The organism is Thalassotalea euphylliae (genome assembly GCF_003390395.1).
In the GTDB taxonomy this organism is placed as follows: Bacteria; Pseudomonadota; Gammaproteobacteria; order Enterobacterales; family Alteromonadaceae; genus Thalassotalea_F; species Thalassotalea_F euphylliae_C.
In genome coordinates, this window is sequence record NZ_QUOV01000001.1 from 3,454,277 (window position 1) to 3,468,525 (window position 14,249).

Annotated in this window: 12 protein-coding genes; 4 read left to right on the forward strand and 8 right to left on the reverse strand. The window is 36.8% G+C overall.

Annotated features, from left to right (window positions below):
• Window positions 1–17: 17 nt before the first annotated feature.
• Genes DXX92_RS15235 through DXX92_RS15270 form a run of 8 tightly spaced genes read right to left on the reverse strand, consistent with a single transcriptional unit; the run spans window position 18 to window position 9,904 of the window.
• Entirely contained in the window at window positions 18–1,937 is a 1,920-nt protein-coding gene (locus DXX92_RS15235) for a WecB/TagA/CpsF family glycosyltransferase (protein WP_116001224.1), read from the reverse strand.
• 1 nt (window position 1,938) lies between these two features.
• Complete coding sequence (locus DXX92_RS15240; protein WP_116001225.1) at window positions 1,939–3,252, reverse strand: O-antigen ligase family protein; 1,314 nt, start codon at window positions 3,250–3,252, stop codon at window positions 1,939–1,941.
• Window positions 3,245–4,342 (reverse strand): phosphotransferase, encoded by a 1,098-nt coding sequence (locus DXX92_RS15245; protein WP_116001226.1) that lies wholly within the window; start codon window positions 4,340–4,342, stop codon window positions 3,245–3,247. Before DXX92_RS15245 ends, DXX92_RS15240 begins: the two co-directional genes overlap by 8 nt.
• On the reverse strand, window positions 4,335–5,309 hold the full coding sequence (locus DXX92_RS15250) for a sulfotransferase family protein (protein ID WP_116001227.1): 975 nt from the start codon (window positions 5,307–5,309) through the stop codon (window positions 4,335–4,337). The genes DXX92_RS15245 and DXX92_RS15250 overlap by 8 nt, the downstream gene beginning before the upstream one ends.
• Window positions 5,310–5,325: 16 nt before the next feature.
• On the reverse strand, window positions 5,326–6,543 hold the full coding sequence (locus DXX92_RS15255; RefSeq protein ID WP_116001228.1) for a glycosyltransferase: 1,218 nt from the start codon (window positions 6,541–6,543) through the stop codon (window positions 5,326–5,328).
• Window positions 6,540–7,298: a glycosyltransferase family 2 protein gene (locus DXX92_RS15260; protein ID WP_116001229.1), complete on the reverse strand. Its 759-nt coding sequence runs from the start codon at window positions 7,296–7,298 to the stop codon at window positions 6,540–6,542. Before DXX92_RS15260 ends, DXX92_RS15255 begins: the two co-directional genes overlap by 4 nt.
• Window positions 7,282–8,622, reverse strand: a complete 1,341-nt coding sequence (locus tag DXX92_RS15265; RefSeq protein WP_116001230.1) for a hypothetical protein — start codon at window positions 8,620–8,622, stop codon at window positions 7,282–7,284. The genes DXX92_RS15260 and DXX92_RS15265 overlap by 17 nt, the downstream gene beginning before the upstream one ends.
• A complete protein-coding gene (locus tag DXX92_RS15270) occupies window positions 8,609–9,904 on the reverse strand; it encodes a lipopolysaccharide biosynthesis protein (RefSeq protein ID WP_116001231.1) in 1,296 nt (431 codons plus the stop codon). Before DXX92_RS15270 ends, DXX92_RS15265 begins: the two co-directional genes overlap by 14 nt.
• 299 nt (window positions 9,905–10,203) lie before the next feature.
• On the opposite strand from DXX92_RS15270, the gene DXX92_RS15275 reads away from it, so the two are divergent.
• The 4 genes from DXX92_RS15275 (at window position 10,204) to DXX92_RS15290 (ending at window position 14,224) form a co-directional block, all read left to right on the forward strand.
• Window positions 10,204–10,914 (forward strand): hypothetical protein, encoded by a 711-nt coding sequence (locus DXX92_RS15275; RefSeq protein ID WP_116001232.1) that lies wholly within the window; start codon window positions 10,204–10,206, stop codon window positions 10,912–10,914.
• A 217-nt stretch (window positions 10,915–11,131) separates the two neighbouring features.
• Window positions 11,132–11,704 (forward strand): transglutaminase-like cysteine peptidase, encoded by a 573-nt coding sequence (locus DXX92_RS15280; RefSeq protein WP_245961494.1) that lies wholly within the window; start codon window positions 11,132–11,134, stop codon window positions 11,702–11,704.
• Window positions 11,705–11,726: 22 nt separating this feature from the next.
• On the forward strand, window positions 11,727–13,652 hold the full coding sequence (locus DXX92_RS15285) for a bifunctional diguanylate cyclase/phosphodiesterase (protein WP_116001233.1): 1,926 nt from the start codon (window positions 11,727–11,729) through the stop codon (window positions 13,650–13,652).
• A 104-nt stretch (window positions 13,653–13,756) separates the two neighbouring features.
• On the forward strand, window positions 13,757–14,224 hold the full coding sequence (locus tag DXX92_RS15290; RefSeq protein WP_116001234.1) for a hypothetical protein: 468 nt from the start codon (window positions 13,757–13,759) through the stop codon (window positions 14,222–14,224).
• Window positions 14,225–14,249 lie beyond the last annotated feature (25 nt).

Here is a 14,249-nt window from a genome sequence, read left to right on the forward strand (position 1 = left end):
TAATTAGCTCTACCACTTCATTTTTTATTTTTGTTTAACAATTGTCTAACGAAATAATATAAGAATCGAGGGTTTTGTCTAAAATATCTCTTAAAAAGCCTTCTAGGTTCGCAAGCAAGTCTAAACAACCACTCTAAACCAGCTTTTTGAAGCCACACTGGCGCATGCTTTTTTTCACCAGCAATAAAATCGAAAGCGGCCCCTACACCTATCATCACGCAATCTAATGAATGTTTATGGGCGGCCATCCAGCTCTCTTGTTTGGGACATCCTATCCCAACAAAAAGTACATCTACTTCTAGAGCGTTAATAGCTTTAATTTGGGCTTTATCTTCTTCTTCACTTAAGGGTCTAAAGGGTGGAGAATAGCTGTAGACTATCTGAATATTTGAATACTTCTTTGATAAGTTATTTTTAACAAGCTCAAGTACATCTATAGAGTTACCACCATATAAACCAAGCCTAATGCCTTTAGTTGAACTAACTTTGCATAGTTCAATCATTAAATCTTGGCCTCGGATTTGTTGAGCTTCAGATTGACCTAAGAGTTTTTGAGCCCAAAAAATGGGGCGACCATCCGCAACAACAAGATCCGCGCTGTTAACGACTTTTGAAAAGGTTTTATTGTCGTAAACTTCCATACACATGTGTACGTTTGATACACATATATACGCACCTTTTCGTCTGATAATCATACTTTCTATTGAATTTACTATTTTCTTAAATGAGGCTGCATGAGTATGCATACCTAAGACTTTAACCTGCTGCAATGGCTTTTCTATAGTTCGTTGAGTCACTTCGTTGTATATTTTCAATAACTGTAAATAATTACTTTCTGGTCGAAATTTACTGTTGAATAGCCTTAATGCCTCGCTACCAAACAATTTCCTCTCTTTTTCATTCGAGCATATACGCGATATCTGTACCTGCAATTCAGAAATATTACCAGCATTAAACAACAATCCATTTTTACCATGATGTACAAGTTCTGTATGTGCTCCAACATTACTTGCGACAACGGGTATACCGCATGAATATGCTTCAATAATTGAAAGTCCGAAAGATTCAAAGCACTCCGACGGTACGATAAGGAATTTTGATTGTGAAATTTCTTTTAGCGCAACTTCCTGTTCTACATACCCCATAAATTTTATATTTGGCAGAGCGTTTTTTCTTAGCTCAGCTTCTAGCGGGCCAGTGCCCAAGATCCTCAATTCAATATCTGTCGATCGCCATGCTTTAATTAAGGTATTAACACCTTTCTCGATTGATAAGCGGCCGCAATAAATTGCATAGTTTCCACATAACTCTGACTCTAAGTCTCCTTTTGATTGAACAAAGTTTGGCTTTACGTAAATACGATTACTTGGTACTCCTGCCTGTTGGTACAATTTCTTTACAGTACTTGATACTGCTATCAAACCATCTACCTTGGTTTCCAGAACACGCTTTTTACGTATGCGAGCAATCACCCTAGCCAATAGAAAAGTGGCCAAATAGGAGTCCCTGTATACTCTATGTTTTACTTGAAGGTAGGGAGTAAAAATTATGCTTTGAAAATTAAATTTACCGTCAATGAACAATGTTGCACTAGGACACAAATACCTATAATTGTGTAAAGTGGCGACAACAGGGACACCTGCTTCCTGACATGCATCAAATATAGATACAGTTAACAATGGAAAAACGTTGTGTACATGAACCATGTCTGGACTAAATGTTTTGAGTTTGTTTTTAAGCTTGTCTTTGTACTCTTTTGAGTATGATAAATTCAAAGCTAAACTAATCTTATCGATCAATGAGCGAATGTTTTTACTATCGGCGCTAAATAATTCAACTTGATGTCCATATTGTTGAAGCAACTTAATTTCACTTTTTACTACTGTTTCTTCACCACCTAATTGTTGGTAAAAATTATGACAAAAGAGAATTTTCAATTTATCGTTCCAAACAGTAATAGCGAGAAAAACATGATATATAAAAAGAACTTAATAAAAAAATAAACGTGTTTACTGTAAAATCTTCCATAAATGCATTAGATGTAACACCAAATACTAACACGCTAATAAAAATCAAAATCGCGATGATTAAATTTCGATAATCATAATGAGTCACAAAACTCGACATATTCAATATTTTTATGATGTTGTATAAATTTACGCCAACCATCAACATAAATACTGTAAAACCAATAAGTCCTAAGTCAACTAATACTTCTAAGTACATGTTGTGCATATTGCCAAAGGCCCCCTGGTAATAGGTTAAAGCTATTTTTTTCCCTCCAACTAAGAAACCACCTCCAAAAACTACATTTATACCGCTGAAAAAATCAGAAATGAATAAATTCCAAGCCTCAAATCTTCCTGATCCTGTTGCTAAAGACTTTGCACTGCGTCCCATCGTTTCATTTATTTCAGGAAGGAAGATAGCTATAATTAAAAATAAAAAAAGTACTACAACTTTAGCTATTATCTTTACATTTAAGTTACGACGAGTTGCTATCCATACAAAAGCTATTGATATTATTGCAGCTATCATTAAAGCCCGTGTTCCACCGAGGTAAAGCCCAATAAGTGCGAATAAACAAATTAATATGTTAGATAATGAATAACCATTTGAAAAAAACTTTGCTGCACCATAAAACAAAACTAATAAGGCACACAGGCCATAATCACGGCGAAAAAACCAACCTCCAACTAAACGCTCAAAACCAATGTAACTGGTTAGCACTACAGCGTCAGGTATAACCACAAACATAATTATGTTATATAGAAAGTTAATGGCTATATAACTGCCAACTAAATACAAAGTACTGTTTATGAAGGCTCTGCCAGAGGCTAGCATATACAGAGCAAACATCAGCAATACGAAAAATTGAAATAATCTAAAGCCAGACAGTAAAAAACCAACAGAAAACAACTGAGAAATAACACAACAAAAAAGCAATGAAAACCATAGTTTTACTGTCATGCTTTGCTTAATAACATCTCTTAAATAGCCAGCTTTTTTTGTCAATATTGAAAAAAATAAAACTATCGCAAAAATAAACCATGCCGCGATTTGAAAATAAGCCTTAGTATTAAGGCTTCCAGCAAGAGAAGCGCCGGCACTCCTTGCAAATTCGTTAACCTCAACAGCTTTTTGAAGCGGAAATGGAGGCCCCCAAATTACAACTAAAAGGAGAATAATCAATAATTTATCAAGAAACCTCAAATTCCAGTAGGTTGTTTTTACTTCTTCATATTTATTCATTTAGTTCACACACAATATTCTCGATAAGCTTTCCATAGCCATTTTCAATAATATTATTTGGCCCTAGGCTCCCATCTTGAGACATTAAATAGAACGTACATATATCCAATAGGTAAGCTAGCAGTTGATATTTAGGTAAAAACATCCAGTGCCTGTATCTTTTATATTGGGCACACTCTAGGCGTGAAAGTTGGCTTTCGACAAAGCTCGTTGATAGTTTGTTTTTTAATACACTAGGCATGAATAAAAAATGAAATATATCGTACATAGGTACGAAGCAAGGCTGGGAAAACTCCCAATCAAAAGCGTATATCGATCCCTTTGTTATGCGCAAGTTCCATGGTGCCATGTCTCTATGAACTCGTGAAAACTCAAGTTGTCCTTTTAAACCGTTTTCAAGTAAAGCCAATGCTGACTTATAGTGTTTAAGCTCTCTCTGATCTAGCTTATGTTCTATTTGATTTAAATTCGACTTGATACAAAAATACATTGTGGAAGTGCAGAAGGATGATTTTTGAGTTGTTTTTTCAAATAGGACATCAACAAAACTAATTACTTCATTCAAATGTTTAGCGGATACAAAACCAGAAGCAGCAACTACAGATTGATTAAGCATCGTGTAACCATCCATTCTAACTACACTATTCACTTCAGGAATATTATCAAGCTTGCCTTCCAACTCATGTAAAGCGATAGCCTCCTTTTCTATCAGCAACTTACTACTTTCTGTTGAGGCAATTTTTATAATGCAACAATCATTTTCGTCAATAGGAAAAAACGCAACATTTTTACTATACGGGCCTGGTGTCCCTATATACAAAGATAAGTTTTGTCCTGAGTTTCCAAATGTTCTATTAAAATAACCTGAGAAGTTCGCTGACAACCTAAGGTACTTTCTAGCTTTCCCAAAATAAAAAAGTCTATCTAGCCAAAACTTAACTTTTTGATTAAAACTCGGTAAAAAAATTGCCTGCCATTTTGAGCATTTGCTATTCAATGGGATGATAAATTTAGGTTTCGTCGAACTAGGCATAAGAACGTGAGTTGCATCACCTTTGCTCACATTTTCAAATATCGAATACTTAGTCATAAAAACCGGACTTAGAAGATGAATACTTCCTTGAAAGAAGCAAGTTTAATTTAAATCGATGGACCAGTGATTGATAACTTATCCCTAAAATATCAATAATTTCTCTCCATATTTTTTCTTTTCTACTTCCATTTTTTGCCAATGTACATAACTTCGCTTTGTCGATACCGTAAAAGCTCAGAGTATCTTGCCCCAATCCAGATAAATACCGGTTTAAATAAATCCGCCTAGCTCTTGTATTAAACGTCGAAAGCCACTTTTCTACTGGCAAACTTGAAACCGTATCATAATGCTCTTGACCCGCGGAGTCCCCTAACTCTTCTTTATCAAACTTTTGCTGATTTAGCCTATTAAGTAATTTCGGTGTCCATGGTAGCTGCAAATAATCAAACAACTCTTGGCAGGTGTGATCGCAATCAGTCACTAACTTCTCATAATCAACAACAAAGGACCTGTCTTTATATTTTTTATATCCAGCAAAAAGCATTTTAGGACCTTCATCTACGTCCACACGGCTTCGATATAATTTAAAAAATCGACCCTCGCACCATGTCTCAATAATAGAAGACAACACCTGTTGAGGTTGGCGAAATAAAAAAATAAACTTTGCGTTAGGAAAGAGCTCAACAATCTCGTCAATTATTAGAAAGTACCTTGGTGTTTTATCGACGAAATATTTAGTGTCCTCATTTGCTGCGGAAGTGTATAAACCCTGAACAAAAGTAGCTAGCTGTGAATTGAAATTTCCCGCAACCTTAATATTTACCTTATTTGCAAATCGGTTAATCGCATTTGCGCTTGTTGCGTGAGAATATTTGGCAACCCCAGCATCAGGTTTAAGCATATTAACTAGAGGCAATAAAATCCAGGGTTCGGGGGTTGAGCTAATTTCATCATGACACGATAAAATTCTTTGTACTAATGTAGAGCCAGATCTAGGTAATGAAAAAATAAATACAGGGGTCATGCGTACAACACTATGTTTACAAGCCTAATCTCTGATATACATCACGCCTTAAGCTTTCGCTGGTAAATGCAGAAACACGAAGTAACGCACCATAACTCAGCTTGTGGTATAAAGCGTTGTCTCTGCTGATTTTTTTAATAGCATCAACCCAGGCATCGACCGCTTGATCTGAAGACAAGTTTCTAGACGAAATTTTTATTCCTGATGTATTATCAATAATTGTGTTTGGCCCACCTAAGTCAAAACACAATACAGGAAGTGCATTCTTCATTGCTTCAAGTAAGACTAACCCTCCAGAGTCCCGTAAACTTGGAAAAGCAAATGCATCGTAATGTTGATACTCTTCAATTAGCTTTTCATGTGGAAGCCAGTTTATCCATATAATTTGTTTTTCTATATTCAAAGACTTGGCTAACTCACACAACACCTTTTGGTCTTCACCTTTACCAATTAGGGTTAGCTCAACTCTCTCCCCCATGACATTCAATTTTTGTAGCGCTCTAAATAAAATTGGTAAGCCTTTTAAATAAACAAAACGTCCAACAAACAGTAACTTAAATTTTGTACGTCTTAATACTTTTGCCTTTACTGGTTTATCGAGTTGTTCAGTAGTTATCGCTAATCTAACGTCAGTTTTATAATGATATCTCTTTGGTATTAAATTTTTCGTTTGACTTGAAGTAGTAAAAATTCTATCTGCATGCTTAAAAGTGCTGTGCATAAAAGGATCAAACTTAATAAAAGCATTCATTGCATCTCTAAGCGCGTCTCGCCATTTTCCTTTCGCGCTGTACCACTTCCTCAAAGCTTTTGGAGAAGACTCTCCCCCACCTACAGGACCAAATATAAAAGGAATTCCTAAGCCCCCCATAAAACTTGGTTGCCTGACACTAACAAATGTAACGTGATGTACTAGGTCGAACTTATGCTCTGCGTGATACAACTTAGCTACTTTATATGCTCCCCATTGCCACAGTAAGTAATAAAGGTGTACTAAATTGCCAACTTGCTTAAACTTAAGAATCAAAACGGGAAGATCATAATAAATAAAGTTTATGTTATTGGCTTGGCAAGACGATTTCAAAAAGTCTTCTATTACTGGTTTATTATTTCTTCTCGTTAACACCCAAACATCATGTTCAGCATTAATATTTTCCAGTGCCCAACGCCAACCGACCTCGGCTTCAGAACCCCTGTTGGGTTCACATGCATAAGCAGATATTAAAACTTTCACTTTCTCCGATAACCCATTTTTCGCATAGGTTCTACCAAGTACTTATGTTTATATACTTGCCACAAGTAGTTCAGAACCGTAGTAATTAGCCCCCCTCCGTGCATTAGCCTAGCTGCTGCTGACTCTCGATAACTTTTCTCGACATTACTGGTACTGACCCCACCAATCGACATTTTGCAGAAGGGTTTATCTATATATGTAACTTTAACTTTATCCCACACTCTCAGAACAAATTCATGATCGGCAGCGATCTTAAATCCAACACTATAATTTCCGAATTTCTCATAAACTGACCTTCTAACAAACATTGAAGGATGAGCAACTTTCATTTTCTTCATTAGGTGCTTTTTTTCTGTATCTATCCCCACTTGCCAAACAAAATTCCCTTCTGAATCTACTTGTTCGACTAGCCCATGGCAAATATCTGCATCATATTTTTCTATTGCTTTAACTGAATCGTCTATTACCTTAGTGTTATGATAATAGTCGTCAGCATTGAGAATATGAATAACATCACCACTTGCGGCAGCAATTCCCTTATTAAAAGCATCATATATTCCCGCATCTAGTTCTGAGATAAGTCGAACCCCCATTTTATTCACTATACACTGTGTACCATCTGTAGAGTCCCCATCAATGACTATATGCTCTATGTCAACATAACTTTGATTTTGTACAGAACGAATACATCTTTCTATTGTCTTAGCGCCGTTTAATACGGGGGTAACTACAGTAACTTTAATTTTTTTGGCCATAGCTCAGCTTGGACTCATTACGAGTTGTTAATCGCCTTGACATATAATTCACTAAAATACCTACTGTCTCATTAACTGCATCATCTATATTTTTAGAAGTGTCAACTACATAAGCATTAGGAAGTTGTTCAAACAACTCTAAATACGCATCTCTTTGACGTCGGCTCTCTTCTATACTAACTTCTTGCTTTCTCTCTTGTAGGACCTCGGCTGGGGCGTCCATTAGAATGAATAAATCAGGATTAGGAACAATTTTCCCTAGTAAAGTTAAACACCAATTGGGGCCTTTATGTCGATAGCGAATAGGGTCAACCATTAGATCTTGATAATAACGATCAAACATTACTAACCTTGACTTAACCAATAATGGAAGTACTTTAACTAAATAACCAATAAAATAGTCACCAACTAGATAGCAGAGCTTCATAAGAGAGCCCAAATAGCCCCTTGCTTTACTCTTATGAGGATCACTTACGACAGAGTAACCAGATTGGCTGCTTTTATTTGCTAAATTTGGTCGAAAATGAATGTACTCCACTCCCCTAAAAGAATTCTTTAAAAGAGGAGTCGATAGGCTGATAATAGTGCTCTTACCACTTCCATCAGGCCCCATAAAAACAACATGCAAGCCAGTTCGCTTTGATAGCCTAAATGCAATGCGTTTTATATTATAAAATAATCTTTCAAAATCAAAAGACTGTTGACTTGCTAACTCTTCAAATAGAGCTTCTGATATGCTCTCAAAACCTACCATATCTTTTTGTTTAAAACACAAAGCAACATCGCTGCCCTTTGCTTTCCATAGCTGTTGCAAAGCTGAATCTATGTTTCTTTCTTGAGCGTTATAAAGCGAAACTAAATAATCGAACTCTAATTTTGAAATTGCCTTTTTATCAATCTTCTTAATTAAGTAAAACAAAAAAGCACTATGATTATTTGGTTCAAAATATCCATTCGGGCTACGTTCTCTATGTTTAATTACAGAAGTGAAGTCTACATTTAACTTACCTTTTACCTTCCACGTAGGATATTTGAGTAGGTCCGGGCCAGGAAAAATATATGTAGCACCTTCTAATTTGAAAGCAATATCATATCTTACCCCTGTTGCATGAAACGTTTTTCCTACCAAAAGGAGTTGATAATGCTGACAAAAAGTTTTGACAGCTTCATCAAATCTGGGTTCATTTGGTGAATAAACGTCTAGATCCCCACGTAAGAGTTTATCTCCAGTAGGGGAACCAAAAAACACATAGTCAACACCTTTTATTTCTAAGTGTTTTGCAAATTTGGTAATAATGTCTTGCAGTGCATCAGCGAGCTCCATCTCTTATTCCCTTGTAAAAACTAATAAATAAAACTAACAGCATTAAGACATTAGTTACTGAAAGACCAACTAAAACTCCCTTAATATTAAATTCGCTGACTAAAAAATAGCTTGTTAATAATGTAAATAGGGCGGCAATACCATATGCATAAAAAACAGCATTCACTCGCTCTATTGCTCTCAAGCCAATTCGGAGAGGAAATGCCAAAAACATAAGGACGTAAAGGCATGCATACCACATCAAAACCCAATCGTACTCTGTAAACTCCTTTCCATAAAGCAACATTAGCAAACTGTTTGCATTCATTGCGATTAACATACTAATAATACCCGTTGCTACACTTCCCAGAATCAGTACCTTTTTCAAGAAAGTTGAAAGTGCGTTGCTACCAAATTTATCAAGAATAACCCCTGCCCTAGTCGGTAAATAGTTCTCCAATGCCTGAAAAAGTACATGAGTTACACCTAGTATATTTTGGGCAGACTTGACAACACCAACAGCATACGCTCCCAAAATATTGCCAGCTACGACAATAAAAAAATTATTACTGCAAAATTGTAATATGGTTGATGCTAGCATCCACTTCGCACTTCCCCAATTTCTATGCCATACAAATTTAACTCCATTGAATCCATAGGTTTTATGTTCGCACAAGAGAAAACCAACAATACTAGCGCCACCATAGGCTAAGCTCATCATGTAAAAAACATCTATTAAAGAAAGCTTATTGTCGAATTTCAGTTGAACAGTTAAATAAAAAGCAATGATTGCAAAGCATAAACAGCTATTGAAAAAAGCAGCTCTAACCCTACTACGCGCATAAAAGTATCGCCGAAAGAACTCTTGCATAAGATTACAAAACGTTAAAACTGCAAGTAATTTAATTTCTGTAGATGAGAGACCGCTCCAAAGCGTTACCAAGCTAGATAAAGAAAGCAATGCAATAAAAACACTGATTCCACAGCTAACTAAAAAGCTAAGCATTAGTGTTCCACAATAGTAATTAGCAACGTTATGTGCCTTTAATTTCGGACTGATCGAGAGCATTGGAGACACTATAATTGAAACAAAAATACCATTAAAAAATTGTGTAGCAAGCCATGTAATTACATAAACACCGTACAACTCCAACCCTAGCAACCTTGCCAGTATTATCGCTAACAAAAAATTGCTGCCACTAACCACAGCTTGATCTAGTAATGCCCAATTAAAAGCAGCATATTTTTTTATGCTTATTTTCATCATTTTTTTCGAGAGTTTTGCGTCTTTTAACCCCAGCACTTAAACTAAACTTATATGATATGCTTACCTAAATAGATAAAAATTAAAAGGATTATTAGTGTCACTAAATTTAATCAGAATATGTCCAGTTTTTTTACAGAAGTACATAAAAAAATAGAAAGCCAAAAACAAAAAACAAAATAAAACAAGGAAAACAAAAGCTTAATAAAAAGGGTATCTTTCTTGCTTGTATTTTAAAGTACAGTGTTCTATGCAATAGGGTCAAACTTAAACATCTTTAAACATTGTAAAAAGTTATAGAGCAGTCAATGTCGTTAGTTTAAAGGAATATGTAGTATATGAATAAACTCATCGTTAGTACGTTGTTAACAGTTGTAGTAATAACTCAGAGTGCATTTGCCACCATTATCCATGTAGCCCCCACATCATTAAATATGAACTCACTAGAAAGTGACTTCGACGTATTTTTGATTGAAGAGCGTCAAAATTTTACACTTACTGATGACCTTGTGGTTGATCAATTAGTCGATTTAAATAGCCTAACACCAGAACAAAATGCGTTTGGTGAGATAATAGGTCATGGAACTGCTATCAATAGCTTTCTGTTTCATGCTGATGCAGTGGGCTCTAATGCTGGGGCAAATACTATAAGGTTTTATAACGAAACATTTGTGTTTGACACAGAAATATTAGCCCTTATATGGACAGGACCTGACAACTCTCAATTTGAAGATGGTAAGCAGCTGTTAACCGAAAGTGATTACCTTGCAAATATTGATTACTTTACAATAACAGGGCCTGAAGGACAGGACGTAAATGGAAACAAAGGTGTAGGAAGGGGTTTAGAGTCTTCAATATTCCAAGGTACAGATGATTTCTTCAGGATAAGTAATGACCTGAGAACTATTGAAGTTGATTTCAAAGTTGCTCCTAAGTGGGCTGATCAATTGCGTGTCATAACTGCTGTCGAAGTTCCAGTCCCCTCAACTATACCAATTATTTTATCGTCGCTCTGTTTAATGATATTTTTTCGTATAAAATCAACTTAAATTTTTCGTAAAAGAACAATAAAAATAACAACACAATGAAGCGATACTAACAGAAAGCATAACAAAAAAGGTAATGTAATAGTTATCTAAGTTTGTTACTTTTAAAGTATTGTTAGTGTATTTATTGGAAACAAACTTGCCCCAGTGGTTTAAAACTATTTGTTTAGTTTTTTCTTTATTTACATCTCTTCAAATATTCAGTAGCAACGACTCTAATTTGTTCATTGCTGCTGATGTCATCAATCAGGTAAAAAAAAATTACGGTCAAGACGCTAAAGAACGTGTTACTCGTTGGCGTGATATCGTATCTGAATACCAAAACGACTCCGAAAAAGAAAAGCTTCACACCGTTAATCGTTTTTTCAACCAATTGCGCTTTGTTGATGACAACCAAGTGTGGGGACAAAAAGACTACTGGGCTACGCCGGTCGAGTTTTTAGGAAAGAACGCAGGCGATTGCGAGGATTTCAGTATCGCAAAGTACTTTACGCTCACTGCGCTTGGTGTTCCAAAAGAGAAATTACGACTCATGTACGTGCAAGCACTATCCATCAAGCAAGCTCATATGGTGTTGGCCTATTTTGAAACACCTGATGCGATGCCGCTGCTTTTGGACAATTTGAACAAACGTATTTTACCCGCAAACTTAAGGCGTGACCTAAAACCAGTGTATAGTTTCAATGGTGATGGCCTATGGGCAGCTAAAGCTCAAGGACGTGGTAAAAAGCTAAGAAATACAGGACATGGCATGTGGGAAAACATGCTAGTTAGAATCGAACAAGGCAAATAACAACAATAAAGATGAGATTGAAATGAGTTTATCTAAACAGCTTTATTTAGGATTAGCTTCAATACTGCTGCTGATTTTCGCAGCGACATTGTGGATTAATGTCGCCAGCACCAAGGATTTTATTAGCCAGCAACTAGCGGTTCACGCACAAGACGCCGCCACTTCTTTAGGTCACACCATTCAAAGCGATTCTGAAGCTGCAAACGATCCTGAGTTGTATCAGGCTATCGCCGAGGTGAGAATTAACGTTATATTCGATAGTGGTTATTACCAATATATTCGCTTAACCGATCAACAATCAAAACTACTATACCAATTAGAGAATCCGAGTGCTGATGAAACCATTCCAGCTTGGTTTACCGCGATGTTCCCAATCCAAACACCTACTGGTAGTACTGAATTTTTGATCAATTGGCAAAGCCCTAGAACCATTACCTTGGCAACTCACCCAGGTTATGCTTATCAACAGTTGTGGACGAGTGCTAAGGCAATATCAATAATGGTATTTGGATTATTCTTGCTCACGGGTGGTTTAGTATTTTGGCTACTGAATACCATTACTAAACCAATTCATCGCGCTGCTAAACAAGCAGATGAAATTTGCCAAGGCAACTTTATTCAAGTTACTGATATTCCCAAACCTCGCGAACTTAGCTTATTTGTTAATGCAATGAATCGCATGTCATATATTCTAAAAAACATGTTTGCGGAGTTAAGCCAGCAAAGTGAGAAATACCGTCAATTTGCGTTTGTTGATGAACTAACACAGCTACCTAATCGAAGAGCTTTTAACAATCAGCTTTCAGCTTTATTTACCGCACAAGAAGCGAGCTCAGAGGGACACCTGCTGATTATTCACTTAACAGGGCTAAGTGATGTGAATAAATCACTTGGTTATGCTGCTGGCGATGAGTACGTTAAACAAGCCGCCACTATATCAACTAAAATCACACATGAGTCGCAAACGCTATTTCGAATTAGTGGTTCAGATCTCGCGGTAATCTCTAAAGGTACGAACCAAGCAGAAATTCAGCAATTGGCAGAGCAGCTAACTGAATATTTTAGTCAAGCCCCTAGTCGCCATAACGTTAGTGCCTTTGCTCATATTGGCGTTAGTGCCATTAATAGTAATGGATCTGCCACTGATGTACTTGCCGCAGCAGACAGCGCTTTAAAAGAAGCGACAACGAACGCAAACGGTTGGGCACTGGCTCAAGATATGGTAATTCCTCAAGAAAACCTTGATTGGCAAACCTATGTTCAACAGTTATTGGCAGAGGAAACGTTAGATCTGGTTTTCCAACCTATTTGTGATAACGCAAAAAATACAAGTCAGCTTGAGGTATTCGCTAGGTTGTCAGATGCCAACCGCGAAGTTTCAATGGCACAGCTTTTTCTAGTCGCGGAAAAATACCAACTAACTACCGAGCTTGATAAATTAATTATTGAGCAAGGCCTTAAAGCAGCTCAGCAAAGTGACTTAACACTAGCTCTTAATATCAGCCGCGCTTCATTGCGCAGTGACGAGTTTATCAATTGGTTGTTAGCTAAGCTTACAGCTCAGCCTCAATTGTGTGGCGCTTTGTGCTTTGAAATAAGTGAACAAAGCTTGCAGGCGAATGCGCCAAGAATTATTGAGCTAATCAAGGCATTAAAACAACTTGGCTGTGCCATTACACTTGAACACTTCGGTGCAACAACTCAGTCGTTTTCTTTCTTGATGCAAATTAAACCTGATAATGTCAAAGTTGATGGCAGCTACACCCAACAACTCGCCCTTTCAAATGAAAATCAATTGTTTGTGCAGTCGCTGATCAATATTGCTCACAATCTCAATATAAAGGTAATTGCTGAGCTTATTGAAACACAACAGCAGCTAGATATTTTGCAGTCGCTATTTTGTGATTACTACCAAGGTTATTTTGTAGGCAAACCCGAAGCAAAATAAAGAAAACTTAAACATAGCTCAGACAATTTGTTGATTTTTTAAACATTCGTTTATAAAATTACGAGATGTTCTTTGCTTTATTAAGAGCAACGCTGGAGAAAAAGATGAAGAAAGCAATTTTAGGGACGACGCTATTTCTTGGTATTACCAGTATGGCAGTTGTAGCACAAGACAGTGCTGAATTAACCGACGCAACAGCTATCAATTGTAGTGATTTCACTTCCCCAATTGTCAGTGCGATTAACGAGCAAGTCAATTTAAATGAAGTATTAACAACATACTTAACCTCGTGTTCAAGCGTTGCCGATCAAATCATTGAAGTGGCGATCAACAATTCGCAACCAGAGCAACATCAAGCAATTATGCAAGCGGCGGCAGATACAAACTTGATGCAGCCAGCAGACATTTTGCTAGCAGCCATTGCCGGTGGTGGTGATCCAGCAACCCTTTCTGAGCCAACAGCAGCAGGAAACTCGGCGATTGTGCCAGCTTCTGCGGCAACAGCCCCGCCAGTTATTGGTGGCCGTAATGGCGGAACTGGTGATTCAACCAACGCAGCTTCTGCAAACTAACTTTATCATTTTTAAAAAAGGCCCT

Bases quoted from the DNA above. Each gene is read 5' to 3' on its own strand.
- DXX92_RS15240 (WP_116001225.1), bottom strand. From the start codon at position 3,252: ATGAATAAATATGAAGAAGTAAAAACAACCTACTGGAATTTGAGGTTT.
- DXX92_RS15245 (WP_116001226.1), bottom strand. From the start codon at position 4,342: ATGACTAAGTATTCGATATTTGAAAATGTGAGCAAAGGTGATGCAACT.
- DXX92_RS15250 (WP_116001227.1), bottom strand. From the start codon at position 5,309: ATGACCCCTGTATTTATTTTTTCATTACCTAGATCTGGCTCTACATTA.
- DXX92_RS15260 (WP_116001229.1), bottom strand. From the start codon at position 7,298: ATGGCCAAAAAAATTAAAGTTACTGTAGTTACCCCCGTATTAAACGGC.
- DXX92_RS15265 (WP_116001230.1), bottom strand. From the start codon at position 8,622: ATGGAGCTCGCTGATGCACTGCAAGACATTATTACCAAATTTGCAAAA.
- DXX92_RS15275 (WP_116001232.1), top strand. From the start codon at position 10,204: ATGAATAAACTCATCGTTAGTACGTTGTTAACAGTTGTAGTAATAACT.
- DXX92_RS15285 (WP_116001233.1), top strand. From the start codon at position 11,727: ATGAGTTTATCTAAACAGCTTTATTTAGGATTAGCTTCAATACTGCTG.
- DXX92_RS15290 (WP_116001234.1), top strand. From the start codon at position 13,757: ATGAAGAAAGCAATTTTAGGGACGACGCTATTTCTTGGTATTACCAGT.